The 17,243-nt window shown below is 69.1% G+C and carries 15 protein-coding genes; 7 read left to right on the plus strand and 8 right to left on the minus strand.

All coding sequences use genetic code 11. The features are described from left to right. Positions 1-580: 580 nt before the first annotated feature. Complete coding sequence (locus AC07FN_RS35285) at positions 581-1,930, plus strand: HNH endonuclease signature motif containing protein (protein ID WP_478399534.1); 1,350 nt, start codon at positions 581-583, stop codon at positions 1,928-1,930. 386 nt (positions 1,931-2,316) lie between these two features. Here the strand turns inward: AC07FN_RS35285 and AC07FN_RS35290 are convergent, their stop codons facing one another. Beyond that, entirely contained in the window at positions 2,317-2,745 is a 429-nt protein-coding gene (locus AC07FN_RS35290) for a hypothetical protein (RefSeq protein ID WP_478399535.1), read from the minus strand. A 111-nt stretch (positions 2,746-2,856) separates the two neighbouring features. Here AC07FN_RS35290 and AC07FN_RS35295 point away from each other — a divergent pair, with 111 nt between their 5' ends. Next, positions 2,857-3,438, plus strand: coding sequence for a peroxidase-related enzyme (locus AC07FN_RS35295; protein ID WP_478399536.1), 582 nt, complete (start codon positions 2,857-2,859; stop codon positions 3,436-3,438). Positions 3,439-3,445: 7 nt separating this feature from the next. Here AC07FN_RS35295 and AC07FN_RS35300 read toward each other — a convergent pair whose 3' ends face one another. Then, positions 3,446-3,940 (minus strand): MarR family winged helix-turn-helix transcriptional regulator, encoded by a 495-nt coding sequence (locus AC07FN_RS35300; protein WP_478399537.1) that lies wholly within the window; start codon positions 3,938-3,940, stop codon positions 3,446-3,448. 85 nt (positions 3,941-4,025) lie between these two features. Here AC07FN_RS35300 and AC07FN_RS35305 point away from each other — a divergent pair, with 85 nt between their 5' ends. From AC07FN_RS35305 to AC07FN_RS35315, 3 genes are all read left to right on the plus strand, one after another. Further along, positions 4,026-4,760: an SDR family NAD(P)-dependent oxidoreductase gene (locus tag AC07FN_RS35305; protein ID WP_478399538.1), complete on the plus strand. Its 735-nt coding sequence runs from the start codon at positions 4,026-4,028 to the stop codon at positions 4,758-4,760. A gap of 509 nt (positions 4,761-5,269) precedes the next feature. Beyond that, positions 5,270-6,280 carry a tryptophan dimethylallyltransferase family protein gene (locus AC07FN_RS35310; RefSeq protein WP_478399539.1) on the plus strand — a complete coding sequence of 337 codons (1,011 nt, stop codon included), beginning with the start codon at positions 5,270-5,272 and terminating at the stop codon, positions 6,278-6,280. A 33-nt stretch (positions 6,281-6,313) separates the two neighbouring features. Beyond that, positions 6,314-7,690: a tryptophanase gene (locus AC07FN_RS35315; protein ID WP_478399540.1), complete on the plus strand. Its 1,377-nt coding sequence runs from the start codon at positions 6,314-6,316 to the stop codon at positions 7,688-7,690. A 61-nt stretch (positions 7,691-7,751) separates the two neighbouring features. Here AC07FN_RS35315 and AC07FN_RS35320 read toward each other — a convergent pair whose 3' ends face one another. The 4 genes from AC07FN_RS35320 to AC07FN_RS35335 form a co-directional block, all read right to left on the minus strand. Further along, the gene (locus AC07FN_RS35320) at positions 7,752-8,300 is read right to left on the minus strand and encodes a GTP-binding protein (RefSeq protein WP_397527200.1); all 549 of its coding nucleotides are present in this window, start codon (positions 8,298-8,300) and stop codon (positions 7,752-7,754) included. Between the two features lie 79 nt (positions 8,301-8,379). Then, positions 8,380-8,739, minus strand: coding sequence for a DUF742 domain-containing protein (locus tag AC07FN_RS35325; RefSeq protein ID WP_093259859.1), 360 nt, complete (start codon positions 8,737-8,739; stop codon positions 8,380-8,382). 2 nt (positions 8,740-8,741) lie between these two features. Then, the gene (locus AC07FN_RS35330; RefSeq protein WP_132481011.1) at positions 8,742-9,158 is read right to left on the minus strand and encodes a roadblock/LC7 domain-containing protein; all 417 of its coding nucleotides are present in this window, start codon (positions 9,156-9,158) and stop codon (positions 8,742-8,744) included. A 37-nt stretch (positions 9,159-9,195) separates the two neighbouring features. Then, complete coding sequence (locus tag AC07FN_RS35335) at positions 9,196-11,697, minus strand: sensor histidine kinase (protein WP_478399541.1); 2,502 nt, start codon at positions 11,695-11,697, stop codon at positions 9,196-9,198. 717 nt (positions 11,698-12,414) lie between these two features. On the opposite strand from AC07FN_RS35335, the gene AC07FN_RS35340 reads away from it, so the two are divergent. After that, a complete protein-coding gene (locus AC07FN_RS35340; RefSeq protein ID WP_478399542.1) occupies positions 12,415-13,242 on the plus strand; it encodes a polysaccharide lyase in 828 nt (275 codons plus the stop codon). Between the two features lie 90 nt (positions 13,243-13,332). Here AC07FN_RS35340 and AC07FN_RS35345 read toward each other — a convergent pair whose 3' ends face one another. Beyond that, the gene (locus tag AC07FN_RS35345) at positions 13,333-14,472 is read right to left on the minus strand and encodes a hypothetical protein (protein ID WP_478399543.1); all 1,140 of its coding nucleotides are present in this window, start codon (positions 14,470-14,472) and stop codon (positions 13,333-13,335) included. A gap of 1 nt (position 14,473) precedes the next feature. Continuing rightward, positions 14,474-15,967 carry a sodium:solute symporter family protein gene (locus AC07FN_RS35350; protein WP_478399544.1) on the minus strand — a complete coding sequence of 498 codons (1,494 nt, stop codon included), beginning with the start codon at positions 15,965-15,967 and terminating at the stop codon, positions 14,474-14,476. A 219-nt stretch (positions 15,968-16,186) separates the two neighbouring features. On the opposite strand from AC07FN_RS35350, the gene AC07FN_RS35355 reads away from it, so the two are divergent. After that, positions 16,187-16,936: an NAD-dependent epimerase/dehydratase family protein gene (locus tag AC07FN_RS35355; protein ID WP_478399580.1), complete on the plus strand. Its 750-nt coding sequence runs from the start codon at positions 16,187-16,189 to the stop codon at positions 16,934-16,936. Positions 16,937-17,243 lie beyond the last annotated feature (307 nt).

A 17,243-nucleotide genomic window follows, 5' to 3' on the forward strand; every position in this document is an offset into this window, starting at 1 on the left:
AACGCCGCGACGACATCCACGAAGCGTTCCTCGGCCTGGCCACATGCATCATCTGCTACCGACACACCAAAACCCTCTGTTAGGAACTCTTAGGGGTTCGGCATCTTTTGGGGCCATCCCCGCGATGGGCGGATTGTGGGGGCTGCGGGACGGAGGTCAAGCCCGGCCTCGCGGCCGCCCCTACGGGGGTAAACGGCTTGACATCCGACCCGCAGCCCCAGAGCGGCTTTGTATCGCGGGGATGGCCCAGAGCGGGCTAGCTCGTTCGCGGCTTGCGTTGCGGGGTGGGCGTTTTCGGGTTGGTCGGGGCTGGTGGGGTTTTGGCTTCGGGTTGATCCGTCACCGGGGTCGGGCCGTTGCCGGGATGGAGCGACTTCGCGGGAAATCAGCCCTGGTCGCCGGGTGCGGCGCGCATGACTGATGGCGGCGCGGGTTTGGCGGTGGATAGGGTCGCCTTCGGCGTGTCGTGACCGTTTCCCTTGACACGACTCGGTTTTCACGACCCGCGGTCGGGTGTTTCACCTGATCAAGCGACCATAAAAACAGTGCGAACACTCGTTCGAATCAGGAGAATGGAGGTATGACACCGCTGCTGAACACCCAGGACTCGACTGTGCAGGCCATGCCTCAACAGTCGGCGATGTCATGCACCGATTCTGAACTCGCGGCCCGCATCCAAGAACTGGAAAAGGAGATGCGGGTGCTGATGTGGGAACAACTGCAATACATCGCCGAAGCCGACCATCGGGCAATTCACACCGAGACCACCGCCCGATCACTGCAAGTCTGGCTGCAAGGACTGCTCAACATCGACCCGCGCGACGCGAAAACCCGCGTCACAGTCGCCCGCAACGTCGAAGACCGGCAAACCTTCCACGGCGAGCTCATGTCTTCCGACCTCCCCGACACCGCCGCCGCCTTGTCGGAAGGTGCGATCGGGCTGGAGCACGCGCGGGTCATCGTCAACAGCGTCCGCCGTTTGCCCGACTACGCCCGCTGCCACCAGGTCGCCGAGGTCGAATCAACCCTCGCCGGGTATGCGCGGGCGATGTCGCCGAGGGAACTGGAGAAACTCGCCGAACGCATCCGCTACCTCCTCGACCAAGACGGCGCGCACCGCGACGAGGAAACCCAGCACGAAGCACGCGAGTTGTACTACGGCACCACCCGGGACGGCATGACCGTCATCAAAGCCCGACTGGACCGGGAGACCGGGGCGAAATTCGCCGCGTTGATCGAGCCCCTCGCCGCACCCCGGCCCGAGGTTGACGGGGAGAAGGATCCTCGCACGGCCGGGCAGCGGAATGCCGATGGGTTCGCGGCGTTGCTGGATTTGGCGTTGGACCATGACGGGATGCCGCGCACCGGTGGGCAGCGGCCGCAGATGACCATCGCGATCGACTTCGACGATTTGAAGCGGGGTTTGGAGGTCATCGGCGAGGACGGCATGCCCGGCACGCTGAACACCGAACGCGCCATCACCGCCCACAACGCACGACGCATCGCCTGCGACGCCGAAATCCTGCCCATCGTCCTCGACGGCGACAGCCTGCCCTTGGATGTCGGCAGGGCGAAACGAACCGCACCCACCCACATCCGCGTCGCGCTACTCCGCCGCGATGGCGTGTGCGCGTTCCCGGAGTGTGACCGGCCGCCAGGGACACCGGAAGCGCACCACGTCCAACACTGGGTCGACGGCGGAGCCACCGACCTGAACAACATGGTCATGCTCTGCGCACATCACCACCGCACACTCCACAACCAACGCTGGGACATCACCATGCGCGACGGGAGGCCCCAGTTCGTTCCACCACCCACAGTGGACCCCAGACGAACACCCAGACCAGGCGGCACAGCACTACCCACCCAACACCGCGAACACCTCCGGGAACTCATCCCCGCACCACGGGACCCGGCGGGCGAACCATGACGCCTGAATGCAGTTCAGATCGTTTCAGTTGACGCTTGAGGCTTACTAGAGCGCCACTTGAGCCAATGACGCCGAGAACAGCAATGGGCCGCTCAACAGCAGTTAACGCTCCGTGATTCGAACGTAGTGACGAGAAGATCCGCGTCGTGATCAATCCGAACCGTCGCGCCCTTGCAAGATCGGCCGACACTGTTGTCGTGGCGATCTCGTCGCCCGCGCTCTTCTCCTTGATCAACGGCCGGTTCATTCGCCACCGCAATAGAAAAACGATCTCTGCGACCGTCCGGGCCCTGTTTTGCGGGCCTCAAGCGGCACCGTCGCACTGCCGATGTTCGGGAGCTTGGGGATTGCTCGCCCCCGCCCCGAAGCGACTGGGCGGGTGACGGTCAGCGGCGGGGTCCGGGACGGCCACCTGCGGGGCGCTGCTGCTGCCTGGACCCCTGACCTGCCGGGTTGCGTCGCGGTTGGTTGGCGACGCGCGTTGCGTTGTTTCGGGCCGCGCCTCCGCGCGGGGCTGCCGCGCGCTGGGGCGGGGCCTGGCGCGCCGGCCTGCGGGCAGGCTCTCGGGCGGGCTCGCGGCGGCGGGGCGGTTCCGGCTCGCGGCGCGGGCGGTAGGACTTGCGGCGACTGTTCACCCACAGGTCGAAGCCCACCAGCACCAGTGCGCCGATCAGCAGCATCAAGCCCAGCAGTGGCACTCCGATGAGCGTCGTCACCAACGCCAGGACCAGCATCGGCACCACGGGGATCCAGACGAACCGATCGATCCGGCTCAGGACCCCCGAAGAACCGCCACGGTCCCCATCACGTGCCATCAAGACTCTCGCTTCCACTCTTCGCCCCTGGCCGGGGAAGTCTACCGGAGCCCGTCCGACCTCAGCCCCGACGCCATCGACTGTTCGCCGCCGCAGTAATACCGTGCCCGCATGGGCAACGAGATCAGCAGGTTCGGGTCGGTTCCGCTGACAGACCTCCCCGAGGACCTCCGGGACCGGATCGGCGCCATCGCGGAGAAGTCCGGGTTCGTGCCCAACGTGTTCCTCGCGCTCGGCCACCGGCCGGCCGAGCTTCGCGCGTTCTGCGACTACCACGACGCGCTGATGGAGCGCGACTCCAGCCTGTCGAAGGCCGAGCGGGAACTCGTCGTGGTGGCCACCTCGGCGGCCAACCACTGCACGTACTGCGTCGTTGCGCACGGCGCGATCCTCCGGGTGCGGGCGAAGGACGACCAGCTCGCGGACCTGGTGGCCGCAAACCCGTGGGGAGCGTCGCTGAGCGACCGGCAGCGAGCCATCGTCGACCTCGCCCTGTCCGTCGCGCAGGACTCGGCGCGCTTCGGCGAGCGCGAGCTCGCTGCGGCCCACGCTGCGGGATTGTCCGACGACGAGATCTGGGACATCGGCGCGATCACCGCGTTCTTCGCCATGTCCAACCGGCTGGCGCACCTGATGGCGCTTCGCCCGAACGACGAGTTCTTCCTGATGGGTCGCGTGCCCCGGGAGAAGTGAGCTCGCCTCAGTCCCGGCTCATCTGGGCCAGCAGGTCGCGCAGCAGCCCCTCCAGCTGTCGCTGATCGTCGGCCGGCATCCCGGCGAGCAGCTGCCGCTCCCGGCCGATCAGCACCTCTATGTTCCGTTCGATGACCTGGTGCCCTCGCGACGTCAGCTCGACCGTCACCGTCCGCTTGCCGGACGCCGACCGCTGCGACCGCACCAGGCCCGACTCCTCCGCCCTGGTCACGCGCTGCGTGATCGCCCCTCCGCTGACCAGGCAGTTCTCCGCGATCTCGGCCGGGCTCAGCCGGTACGGCGATCCGGCGCGGCGCAGCGTGGCGAGCAGGTCGAGGATCGCGTTGTCGATGCCCAGCTCGGCCAGCACCCGGCGCCGCTCGTCGGTCAGCAGCTTGGCTATTCGCAGGATCCTGGCGACCACCCCGATGGAGTCCACCGGCATGCCCGGGCGTTCTCGCGCCCACTGGTCGACGATCTCGTCCACGGCGTCGCTGCTCATGCGCCCAGTCTAGATCGGTTGTCTTTAGGTCTAAAGAAGAGCTAGCATCGGGTCCTTCTTTAGACCTAAAGAACTAGGAGGAAGCATGCCTCGCAATGCAGTGATCACCGGCGGCGGGACCGGGATCGGCCGCGCCGCCGCCTCCCGCCTGGTGGCCGCCGGCGATCAGGTCGTGCTGCTCGGCCGGCGCCCCGAGAGGCTCGCCGAGGCGGTCGCCGAACTCGGCCCGGCCGCGCAAGCGGTGCCGGTCGACGCCACCGATCCGGCCGCCTTGCAGGCCGCGCTGGGCGAGCTCCCCGAGCGGGTCGACGTGCTGGTCAACGCCGCCGGCGGGAACACCGATCTCGTTGACGGCGCTCCGGCCTCGGACGACCTCAAGGCCGTTCGCGACTCGTGGTCCGCCAACTTCGAGGCGAACGTGCTCAGCGCCGTGCTCGTCACGCACGCCCTGCTGCCCCGGCTCGCCGACGACGCCCGCATCGTCAACCTGGGCTCGGTCACCGCGCGATCCGGGCAGGGCAGCTACGGCGCCGTCAAGGCCACGTTGGAGCCCTGGACGTCCGAACTGGCCTTCCAGCTCGGCACCCGCGGCATCACCGCCAACGTCGTCTCCCCCGGCCCGACCGAGGGCACCGACTTCTTCCGCGGCGGCGACTTCCCCGCCGCGCGCCGGGAGTTCGTCGCCTCTCGGTCCGCCGACGGCCGCCTCGGCCGCGTCGACGAGGTCGCCGCGCTCATCGCGTTCCTGGCCTCGGCCGATGCCTCGCACATCACCGGTCAGGTCCTGCACGTCAGCGGCGGCATGCACCTCGGCCGGTGACACCGGACGCCCCGGCGGGCGGGCCCACCACTCGCCGGGGCCGACCCGGATTCCGGTTCGCAATTGTCGAGATTGTCGACATTACGACCAATCCATTGTTGATTTAGCCAACCAATCGGACGTGAACACGGTCTCCCCGAACAGTCAAGTCAGGATGAACTTCGAAATAGTTACCGGCCGTGATTAGCGAGAGTTCCAATTGGAGTCCCTAGCAGTTTCAATCCGCTTCGTGAACCTTCGTTTCATTACAAGTTGATCTCGGAGATGTGTCCACAAGCTGCCGTAACGCTACGTATTCGCGTCGAGTTCCTTCAGGTGGATTAGGGGATGCGAAAGATCACCCCGCGAGGGGTGGCGAGCCTGCAATCGGCGTATTATCGTGACCGGCCGTCACTTGAATCCGAAACTTGTCGCATGACGAAATCGCACGGATCGGGGTTCCAATGCGCGCTGTCGATGCCACGCTGGGTGAAGTAGCCGGAAACCAGTTGCAGAACCTCTGTCGCATAGTGGGCATCGATGAGACCGATCCCGTCCGCTTACTCGGGGACGTCCTCTCCGCCACCCGGTCCAGACCGCTGTCCCAGCCTCCCCTGTGGCCGTCCGATGTGGCCGACGACAACACCCCCGTCGAGTTCTCCGTCCAGTTCGAGGACAACGGCTCGCGGCACCTCCGGATCCTCGCCGAGACCATCCCCGCAGTCCCCGGCCCCGCCGCGAACCTGCAGGCCGCCCGCGACCTGATCGACGCCCTGGCCGGCCGCTACGACCTGTCCCTGGACCGGCTGCGCTCCGTGCAGGACCTCTTCTCCAGCGCCTCCCCGCAGGGCAAGTTCTCCTGGTGGTTCTCGCTGATCTTCACCCCCGACGGCGCGCCGAAGTTCAAGGTGTACTTCAACCCCGAGGTGTGCGGCGCGGAGTCGGCCCCGCACCTGGTGGAAGAGGCGTTCGCCCGCCTCGGGCTGCCCGAGGCCTACTCGACGATCAGCAAGTACGCGCTGCGGCGCGGCGAGCTCGACCGCCTGACGTTCTTCGCCGTCGACCTGGATCACAGCCCGCAGTCACGGGTGAAGCTCTACGTCAGCCAGCACGCCGCGCGGCCCGCCGATGCCGAGTTCGCCGCCTCCGCCGTGCCCTGCATCGACCCGGCGCTGGCGCGCCACCTGTGCTCGGTGCTCGCCCCCGGCACCGAGGTCTTCACCGGCCGGCCGCTGATCTCCAGCTACTCCTTCGTCGAAGGGGACCACGAGAAGCCCAGCAACTACAGCCTCTACCTGCCGATCCGCGACTACGTGCCCAACGACGCCGTCGCGCGGGAACGGGTGCAGCAACACCTCCGCATGCACCGCATCGACCCGGCCGTGGTCGACGAGGTGATCGATGCGGTCACGGATCGGCGGCTGGAGGACAACGCGGGCCTGCTCGCGCACGTGTCGCTCCGGCTGAGCCCGAACCGGACCGGGACCACCGTGTACGTCTCCTCCGAGGCGTACGGCGGGACGCCCCGGCGGGACCGGTAACCCACTCAAAATCCATTGAGGAGCAACGCCAACATGCCGCACCTCCGCCCATTCGTCGCCGCCGTCGTGCGGCCGATCCCGATCACCACTCGGGAACAGCGGATCCAAGAACTGGACCGCGCCGGGCACAACCCGTTCAACATCCAGGCCGACCGGGTCAGCATCGACCTGCTGTCCGACTCCGGCACCGGCGCGGTGTCGATCGACCAGCAGGCCTGGGCGCAGCGGGCGGACGAGCGGTACGCGGGCGCGGAGTCGTACTACCGGTTCCGCGAATCGGTGCGCGACATCGTGCCGTACCGGCACGTGATGCCGGTGCACCAGGGCCGGGCCGCCGAGCGAGTGCTGTTCACCGCGCTGCTCGGCCCCGGCAAGATCAGCCTCAGCAACACCCACTTCGACACCACCCGGGCCAACGTGGAGCGGCTGGGCGCCGCGGCGTGGGACCTGCCCTGCCCGGAGGCGCAGGACCTCGACGCCGATCTGCCGTTCAAGGGCAACATCGACGTCGAGGCGGTGCGCAACGTCCTCGCCGGGCCGGACGGCCACCGCGTCGGGCAGATCCTGGTCACCATCACCAACAACGGCGGCGGCGGGCAGCCGGTGTCGATGGCCAACCTGGAGGCGATCAGCGCGGTCGCCCGCGCGCACGGCGTGCCGCTGATCCTGGACGCCGCCCGCTTCGCCGAGAACGCCTGGCTGGTCACCCAGCGGGAGCCCGGGTACGAGCAGTGGAGCCCGCGGGCCGTGGCGCGGCGCGCGTTCGAGCTCGCCGACGGCGCGGTGGCGAGCCTCAAGAAGGACGGCCTGTCGCCGGAAGGCGCGTTCATCGGCCTGCACGACACCGACCTGGCCGACCGCTGCGAGGTCGACATCATCGCCACCGAGGGCTTCCACACCTACGGCGGCCTCACCGGCCACACCCTGGAGCAGCTCGCCCAGGGCCTGCGCGAGGTGCTGGACCCGCACTACCTCGCCGACCGCGAGCGGGAGGCCGCGTTCCTGGCCGACCGCGCGCGCGAAGCCGGGGTGGACACGGTGCGCCCGTCGGGCCTGCACGGCATCTACCTCAACGCGGGCCGCCTGCTGCCGCACCTGCAGCCGCGCCACTTCCCCGGCCACTCGCTGGCCTGCGCGCTGTACCGGGAGGGCGGGATCCGCGCCGCCGAGCTGGGTTCGCTGTACCTCGGCGAGCTGGACGCGAACAACGAGCTGGTCACCCCGGCGCCGTTCGAACTCGTCCGGCTGGCGCTGCCGCGCCGCGTCTACGACCACAGCCACCTGGAGTACGTGGCCGACATCCTCGCCGGGATCGCCAAGAACCCCGAGCGGGTGCCGGGCTACCGGATCAGCCACGCGCCGCAGGTGCTGCGGCACTTCCGCTGCCGCACCGAACCGATCGCGGTCTGAACACCGAAAAAAGGGGCGTGGCCGGGAAGATCCCGGCCACGCCCCTTTTTCACCGCACACCTCAGCCGACGTCCGCCGGCGCCCGGTCGATCGCGTGGCGCACCAGCGTGATCAGCGTGTTCTTCGCGAGCTCGCGGTCGCGGGCGTCGCAGATCACGATCGGCACCTCCGGCGGGATGACCAGCGCCTCGCGCACCTCCTCCGGCTCGTAGTGGTACGCGTCGTCGAAGATGTTGACCGCCACCACGAACGGGATGCCGCGCCGCTCGAAGAAGTCCACCGAGGCGAACGCCTCTTCCAGCTTCCGGGTATCGACCAGCACGACGGCGCCGACCGCACCGAGCGCCAGGTCGTTCCACAGTGGCCAGAACCGGTTCTGGCCCGGCGCGCCGAACAGGTACAGCACGATCTCTTCCGAGATGGTGATGCGCCCGAAGTCCAGCGCGACCGTGGTGGTCTCCTTGCGCTCGACGCCGGTGAGGTCGTCGACGCCTTCGCTGGCGACGGTCATCTCCTCTTCGGTGGTCAGCGGCGGAATCTCGCTCACCGCACCGACGAGGGTCGTCTTCCCCACCCCGAAACCGCCCGCGACGACCAGCTTCACGGGAATCGGCGCCGCGTTGGACTCGCCGCCGCGGTCGGACGACGAGCCGCCGTCTCCGTTCTGGGGTGACCGGCCTCCGGCCAATCTAGAGTCTGCAAAGCCCACGGTAAACCTGCTCCAAGATGTCTCGGCTGACTTCTGTACGAGGCGAGCGCACGAAGACGGCGCCATGGTCGAGCAGGTCGCCGCACAGGACCCGGACCACGCCCAACGGTTGGGTCAGCATGACGCTCAGCTCCGCCAGCGACACCGGACGCATGCACGCGTCCAGGATCAGCCGGTGCTCGGGGGCCAGCTCCAGCCTCGGTGCCTCCGGACGCGGCTCGGCGGTGATCACCTGCGTCGCCGTGTCGAGACGCGTGTGCTTGCCGGGGGTGCGACCGCGCGTGATCGTGTACGGGCGGACTATCGGGCCCGCTTCATCGTCATACCACGCCTCGTCCACGGTCAGAACCTTTCCGCCGCCACACCGCGAAGTTCCCGCGGAGCGGCCGACAAGAAGGTGCCGACCCGGGTGATCAGCCGGCCCATCTCGTAGGCCACCAGCTCGATGTCCGCCTCGGACGCGCTGAGCACGGCCAGGCAGGCGCCGTTGCCGGCGGCGGAGATGAACAGGAAGCCGCGCTCCATCTCGACGTGCGTCTGCGCCACCACGCCGCGGCCGAAGTCCTTGCTGACGCCCTTGCCGATGCTGCGCATGCTCGACGACGCGGCCGCCAGCTTGTCGGCGGAGTCGCGGTCCAGCCCGGCCGACTTGGCGATCACCAAACCGTCGTTGGACAACACCACGGCGTGGTCCGCACCGTGCACGCCCTGCACGAAGTCGTCCAGCAACCAACTCAGTTTCGAAGCTGTTTCCGTCATGCCCACCTCACACACACTTGCTTTTTGTCTGGTCTGCTCACGAGCGGTCGTCGGGCGTGTCGCCGAAGCCGCCTCGGAACGCCCGCCGGAAGCCCGCCAGCTTGCTCGGAGAGGCGACGATGGCCTGCTCCTCCTGGTCCGGGTCGTCCCGCAGCCCATCCGCGAGGTGGGTCTGCGGCACGCGCTTGGGCAGCGGCGGACGGCCACCCGCGGCCCGCCGCCGTTCCGATGAAGGCATCGGGGCCGGGGCCGGAGTCGGCTCCGGCGGCAGGGGCTCGAACTGCGTCGTGGCTGGGTTCGCTTGCGGGATCGGCTCCGACGCGGGCCACTCGTAAGTGGTTTCAGCCGGTTTCGGCTCCGGTGCCGAGGGCGCTTGGGTGGGCTGGTCGGTCATGACACCATTCCAGCTCAACTCCCGCGGCCGCGGCACCACCGCCGGTTCGGCGAGTTGGTGTTTGCCGCCACTGTTGATGTGACCGCTGCCACTCCCGTTGCCGTTCAGCGCGCCGTTCCCACCATTGCTGGGCGGCGGGAACGCGCCGCCACCGTTGCTGGTGGTGACCGCCGTGTCGGCCTCCAGGATGCGGTCCGGGAACAGCACCGTGGCGCGGGTTCCGCCGTAGGCCGAGATGCCGAACTCCACGGCGATATCGCGGCGGTGCGCCAGTCGCGCGGCGGTGAACAGGCCCAGCTGCTCGGCCTTGTTGTTCTCCAGCACCAGCCGGTCGAACTCCGGCGGCTCGGACATCATCGAGTTGGCCCGGTCGCGGGTCCCCGGGTCCATGCCGAGGCCCTGGTCGGCGATGTCGACTGCGACACCGCGCGCCACCGCGGTGGCGTCCACGTGCACCTGGGTGTTCGGCGGCGAGAACGCGGTCGCGTTGTCGATCAGCTCGGAGATCAGGTGGATCGCGTCGCCGACGGCGGCGCCGTTGACCATCACCTCCGGGACGTGCCCGATGACCACGCGCGAGTACTGGTCGATCTCGGAGACCGAGGAGCGCAGCACGTCCATCAGCGCGACCGGCCGGCTCCACCGGCGGCCCGGCTGCTGGTCACCGAGGACCAGCAGGTTCTCGACCGTGCGCCGGGCGCGGGTGGTCGAGTTGTCCAGGTCGAACAGCTTCGCCAGCTGCGCGGAGTTCTCCTCGTTGCGCTCCAGCTGGTCGATGGTGCCGTGCATGTGCCGCAGTAGCCGCTGGATTCGGTGCGCCATGCCGACGAACACCACTCGCGCGCCCTGCCGGGCCCGGGTTTCACCGACGGCCGCGTGGACCGCTTCCTCCTGGAACAGCTGGATGGCTTGCGCCACCTGGCCGACCTCGTCGGTGCCGTAGTGCGCCAGCGGGGCCATCTCGGTTTCCACGTTGACGGACTCGCCGTCGCGCAGCCGGCGCACGACGTCGGGCAGCTTCTCGGCCATCGCCAGCGACTCGGTGCGCAGGTCCTGCAGCCGGGTCAGCAGCGCCTCGTCGACGACCGTGCGGTAGACGCGGCGGGCGAAGAGGAACGACACGACCGCGACGGCGAGGGCGGCGAGGCTGCCCCACAGCACGTTCCACAGCGTGTCCGTACCGCTGGCGACACCGCCCTGCGAAACCTCGTCGGCCTGCTTGAACACCAGGTCGGACATGCCGGCGCCGACCTCGTTGGTGATGCGCTGCCATTCGTCCGGCCGCACCGGCGGGTTGCCGCCCTTGAACGAGCCCCCGGCGATGATCCGGTTTTCGGCGTCGACCAGCTGCTTCCAGGCCGGGCTTTCGACCAGGCGCTGGTAGTCGGCCCGCACGCTGGGCAGAACGCTGTTGGCGTTCACCGCCATCGTCGTGTGGTGGGCGTCGATGTAGTTCACCAGCAGGCGGTACTGGTCAGGCGTCAGCTCATTGGCGGTCAGCGCGGTACCGACCAGCGCCGCCTCCCGGGAGAACATGTCGGAGGCCCGGAACAGCGAGGTCGCGGCGAGACCGCCCTGCAGCGTTTCGGGGTCCGGCACGATCCGGGACTGGACGTCGAACAGGCCGGTGGCGGTGTCGAACAGCCCGTTGTAGAACTCGTTGATCTCGTTGGCCGAGGCCTGGCCGTTGGAGATCCGGGCTCGGAGGTCGGGCAGCCGCTCGAAGTAGCCGGTCAGCTCGCGCATCGGCTGCTGGACTTCCACCGGGGCCGAGTCGATGAGCGAACCGGCCTCCGCCTGCATCGCGGCCAGCGCCTCGTCGGTTTCCTTCTGCTGCGCAGCGAGTTCGGCGCTGCCGGTGCCCGGCCGCGTGATCATTTCGAGGCTGCGCAGGCGTTCCCGCTGCACGTGGTCCAGGGCCGTCACCGCGGGCAGCGACATCTGCCGGACGCTGGCGGCGACCTGCTGGGTGTAGATGGCCTCGAAGGCGAACAGCGAGCAGCCGAAGACCCAGAGGACGCCGACGACGACCCACGGGATGGCGACCGCCCACGTGAGCCGGGATCTGATCGAGGTGTCGGAGCGTTTCGCCCGGCGTCTCCTCGCTTCTCCAGGGGGTGCGAAAGACTCGTTTTGGGTTGTCACTTCCAAGCACTTTCCATCGTCTTGTCTCGCCCGCGCCCGGGCGAGGCGATTGAACGTCGTGCGGACGCGTGTCATGGCGCAGTGGTGTCGGCGGGGCGCTCCTCTCCACTTCCACGTCCGTGTCCCCCTGGTGCGAACGCACTGTATCGGATCAAGATCACTCGATCGAGATCGGAGTCACGCGTTCTAGCCGTAACTCCGAGCACATCGCGTACGGAACGTAAAAGTTCACCGAACCGGCCCTGTTTTGTAACCGGATCGGTGGCCTATAGACGCCCCGGCGTTGAGCACCGTGTTGTCCCGGTAGACCTCGTTGCGCCGGTCGCCGCACCGCTCGTCGTGCGGCAGCTGGAAGCCGCAATCGGCCGTCTGCGGTCGGGCTGCCCGGGCGTGTCGGAGCCGGTGGCCCGGCCACATCGTCGATCACGTTGTTGCTGGATCGGTCGAGCACGATGCCCTTCGCCGCCGGAACCGGTCGTGCGGCGGTCGGCCACTGCCCGGGAAAACCGGTCGACGCCGAACAGGGTGGCGCAGCGCGGAAAAATCGTCAATGCCGCGATCACATTCTTGAACGGCACCGGAAATTCGGGGCGGAAACCGTTGCCGGGCTTGACCGACCGCCCTTTTCTGGTGTCTGCTTTGCGATTGCGGGGATTCTCCCGGCAGACCGTACCGCCGCCCGGTCGACGTCGAATCGGATGCGAGGTGTACGACGTGATGAAACGACGTGCTTTCCGGCGGATGAGCGGTCTGGCCGGGTTGTCGCTGGCGGCCGTGCTGGCGCTGGCCGCCCTGCCCGCGGCCGCGGCTCCCGGCGCGCCGGCGGCCGAGCCGTGGACCGGCGGATTCGCCGACTTCCCCGGTGATTCCTGGAAGCAGCGGTGGGGTTTCGTCGCCGAGGGCGACTGGGGCTTCGACCGGATGCGGCCGCAGGGCGAGGAGCTAGACGTGTTCTACGGCAAGGGCTCGTCGGCGCCGTCGTGCGGTGACTGCCCGAGCGAAGGCGGCGGGCAGTTCTACACCGACTTCCGCTCGATCGGCCGCGACGACCTGGCCGACGCCGCGGTCCTGAACCTCAGCTACCAGGTGCGATTCCCGAGCGACTGGGACTTCGGCGAACGCGGCGGCAAGCTGCCCGGCCTCTACGGCGGGCCGCCCGGCCAGGCCAGCGGCGGCCAGCACGGCGACGCGTGGTCGACCCGGTACATGTGGCGGCTCCGCAGCGACGAGCCGAAGGCCACGGTGTACGTCTACGACCCGTCGCAGGGCGACGGCTACGGCAAGGACGTCGGGCTGGGCTCGTGGGCGTGGCAGGCCGACGGCCAGTGGCACACCGTGGAGCAGTCGGTGGACCGCAACAGCGGCACCATCGCGATCCGGTACGACGGCCAGGAGGTGCTGCACGAGCAGGGCATCCAGGACGTCGCCGGAATCCCGTTCTCGGGAATCTTCTTCTCCACGTTCTTCGGCGGTCACGACACTTCTTGGGGCCCGAGCCGGGATGTGCACGCGCAGTTCCGCGACTTCCGGGTGGCCGCGGGCTGATTCGCAATTCGCGCGGCAATTCCCGAATTCGCGACCGGTGTCGTTCCCGCCGCGCCCCCGCGGTTCCACGACATCGCTGCTCCTCCCGGTTCATTCCGACCGGCCGTGGGCCTGCTCGACGGCTCTGCGCAGGTCCGGCCAGCGGGCGGGCCCGGCCAGCCCGAGGTGGTAGAGGTGCAGCTCGGTGGCGCCGGCCCGCCCCAGTTCCCGGACGTACCCGGCGATATCGGGCACTTCGGGCCCGGCCGCCGTCACGTAGGCGCCGATGTCCACTGTGCCCGGTATCGATCCGGCCGCGGCGGCGACGTTCCCGACCGCCGCCGCGCCGGGCACCCAGCAGGGCAGCACGACGGCGTCGACGTCGTGGGCGGCCTGCGGGGTGAGCCCCGGCAGCGCTCCCGTCACCCACGGGTCGATCGCGCCGTGCAGCACCACGCGCCGGTCGCCGCCGATCTCCTTGAGCACGTCCTTCCGCAGCCGGTCGGTCGCTCGCTGCCGGGTCGACAGGAACGCCGCGCGGAGTTCGCCGGGCAGCCGGTCCTCGGTGGCGGTGAGGTCGCCTTCGGCGATGAGCCGCCGGATCTCCTCGCGCAGCAGCGCGCGGGCGGCCTCCGGCAGCACGTCGTGCTCGGCCCAGCCGGCGGCGCACGCGGCGCAGCAGCACACCGAGAGCAGCCGGGCCGCGGCGGGCGACCACACCGCGTCGGTCTTCTCGTGCTGGTGCTGGTGGATCGCGCCGAGCTGCCCGCACGCCTCCAGCACGACGGACCGGACATCCAGCTCCGCCAGGGATTCCGCGGTCAGCCGGGCCGCGAACGCCCGCACCTCCTCCTGAGCCGGGCACAACGCCCATGGATAGGTCTCCCCGAAACAGTTCTGCACCGCAAATTCGGGAAACTCGGTTCCCAGCAAGGAGTTGTGCGTCAGCACCAGCCACACGGCGGCCGGGATCCCGGCCGCCGCCAGAGCGCGGATCGCGTCTCCGGCGCTGTCGGCGGAGTCGACCCAGTCGGCGGGCGCGGGCCGCAGCCTGCCCCACCCGTCGCGGATCGGCCGGTAGAGCGCCGCGTGCCGGGCGGTGACGCTGGCGCCCTGCTCCGACCACGGCGTCGCCGCCCGCGCGCTGTGGTAGGACACCGCGACCGCGACCTCGTCGATGCCGAGATCCCGCACCCGGTCGGCGAACCCCGGCCCCACGTCCCACGGATAGGCGTAACCCGTCACGTGCACGTCAGCCCACCTCCGCCGGTGCGGCCGCGGCCGACTCCTGGTCCAGGGCTTCGAGCATCTCGTCGATCTGCTCGGTGCGCTCCGAGGCGATCAGGCCCAGGCCGACGTACAGCGCCAGCGACACCAGGATCGGGGTGGCGACGGTGGCGGTGGGACCGGCGTCGAGGCCGTAGTAGAGGACACCGTAGGTGAGCAGCCCGCCGGCCCAGGACACGATGGCCGCCCGCGAGCCGCACCGCCGGAACCACGGCAGCATGCCCAGCAGCAGCGGCACCGAGATCGGGCCCATCAGCGCGGCGACCCAGGAGACCACGATGGACAGCACGCCGCCGAGGTGCTCGGCCTGGGTGGCCACGACCATGCTCAGCGCGATGAAGCCGAAGGTGGCGATGCGTCCGGTGCGCAACCGCTGGAACTCGTCGAACCCGCGTGCCTTCCGCCACAGCACCGGCAGCATGTCGCGGGTGATCACCGAGGAGATCGCGTTGGCGTCCGAGGCGACCATGGCCATGGTGTGCGAGAACATCCCGGCCAGCACCAGCCCGATCATGCCCGGCGGCAGCAGCGCCTGCGTCATCGCCGCGTACGAGGTGGTCGGGTCGGCGAGGTCCGGCACGAACAACGGCGCGGCGAACATCGGGAACATCAGCACCAGCGGCCAGACCAGGTACAGGGCGGCGGAGAGCACCGCACCGCGCCGGGCCGCGCGGGAGTCGGGCGCGGCCATGTAGCGCTGCGCCAGGTTCCACATGCCGCCGTTGTACTCCAGCGTCTTCACCAGCACGTACACCAGCAGGAACACCGTGGTGTACTGCCCGGTGACCGGCGAGGTGTGCCCCGCGGGCAGCCGGTCCCAGAGCGTCCACAACCCGGAGACGCCGCCGAGTTCGGCCAGCACCGCCCAGATCATCACGATCCCGGCCGCCGCCTGGATGACGAACTGGCCGAAGTCGGTCAGCGCGTCGGCCCACAGCCCGCCGGCCGTGCAGTACAGCAGGGTGACGGTGCCGGTGATGACGATGCCCCAGATCAGCGGCAGCCCGGCGAAGGAGTGCAGCAGCACCGCCACCGCGAACCACTTGGCCGCGACGTCGAAGACCTTCAGCGACGAGCCGCTCCAGGCCAGCACCTGCTGGGTGGGGATGTTGTAGCGGCGGGCCAGGAATTCCAGCGGCGACGCCACGCCGAAGCGGGCGCGCAGGCGGTTCCAGCGGGCGGCGAACAGCCACGATCCGATGGCCACGCCGATGCCGATGCTGGCGAATCCCCAGAAGTAGACCGTGATGCCGTCGGTGTAGGCCACGCCCGCGTAGGCGACGAACAGCACGGCGCTGTAGCCGGACATGTGGTGCGAGATCCCGGCCAGCCACCAGGGCATCCGGCCGCCGGCGATGAAGAAGTCCTTGTCGGTCTTGACCCTGCGGTGCGACCACCAGCCGATGACCAGCATCAGGCCGAAGTAACCGCACACCGTTGTCCAGTCGAGAGCATGCACTGGGCCGATCCCTCCGGCGTTCACATACTTGAATGGAGAATGGATTTGTGAATTAATTCGACTATCGGAAATCTGCCGGAGGACGCTAGTATGACCGCGATCACATGTCAACCGGCGTCTGGGCGCTGCGGGCCGGCATGCCGACCAGCAGACGCAGAAGGGAAAGCCACGTTGCAGCAACGCATTCTGATCACCGGCGCGGCCGGGATCGTCGGCACCATGATGCGGTCCCGGCTGCGCCGCGAGGGCCGCGTCCTGCGGCTGCTCGACCGCGCGCCGCTGGCGCCCGCGGAGCCCGGCGAAGCCATCGAGGCGGTCACCGGAACGCTGACCGACCCGGACGTGATGGCCGCCGCCTGCGAGGGCGTCGACGCGATCGTGCACCTCGGCGGCCACAGCCGGGAGAACTCGTGGGCGGAGACCCTCGCGGTGAACATCGACGGCACGTGCACCGTGCTGGAAGCGGCCCGGAAAGCCGGTGTCGGCCGGGTGATCCTGGCCTCCAGCAACCACGCCGCCGGGTTCCGCCTGGTCGCCGACGCGGGGCCGGACGGCCTGCCCGCGGATTCGCCCGCGCGGCCGGACACCTACTACGGCGTGAGCAAGGCCGCGATCGAGGCGCTGGGCAGCCTGTACCACTCGCGGTTCGGCATCGACGTGATCTGCATCCGCATCGGCGCCTGCTTCGAGCGCCCGGCGGACGTGCGCGCCCTGTCGCTGTGGCTCTCCCCCGACGACGCGGGCCGCCTCTTCGAGGCGTGCCTGGACCATCCGTCGCCGGGCTACCGCGTGATCTGGGGTGTCTCGGCCAACACCCGCGGGGTCTGCTCCCTGGCCGAGGCGGAGGAGCTGGGCTACCGCCCGCAGGACGACTCGGAGCGGTTCGCCGCGGAGGCCGCCCCGTCCGACGCCCCGGCCCGCTACCTGGGCGGCCCGTTCACCACCGCCGCCCTCGGCGAGCCGAACTGAACTAACTGTTTCCAGGCTCGTTCTGCTTGGCGGTGCGGGTGGCGGAACCTCAGGCGCCTTCTCGCTGTGGGATCCCCGACATCATGAATGCCAATTCACCACGTCGGGGCTGTCCTCGCGAGAAAACACCTGAGAACCCGCGGCGGTGCCGGTTGCTCAGGTGGGCTAAGCGGCTGCGCCGCTTCAAAGACAAGAACGAAGAGGAACCACCTCAGCTCAGGCAACTGCCTGAACAGTTTCATGTATGCGAACGGATCGTTCGGCTGGCTAGGATCGTGGCACTGCCGTCTGCGAAGGAGGATGCCGG

The organism is Saccharopolyspora sp. NPDC045941 (genome assembly GCF_056431445.1).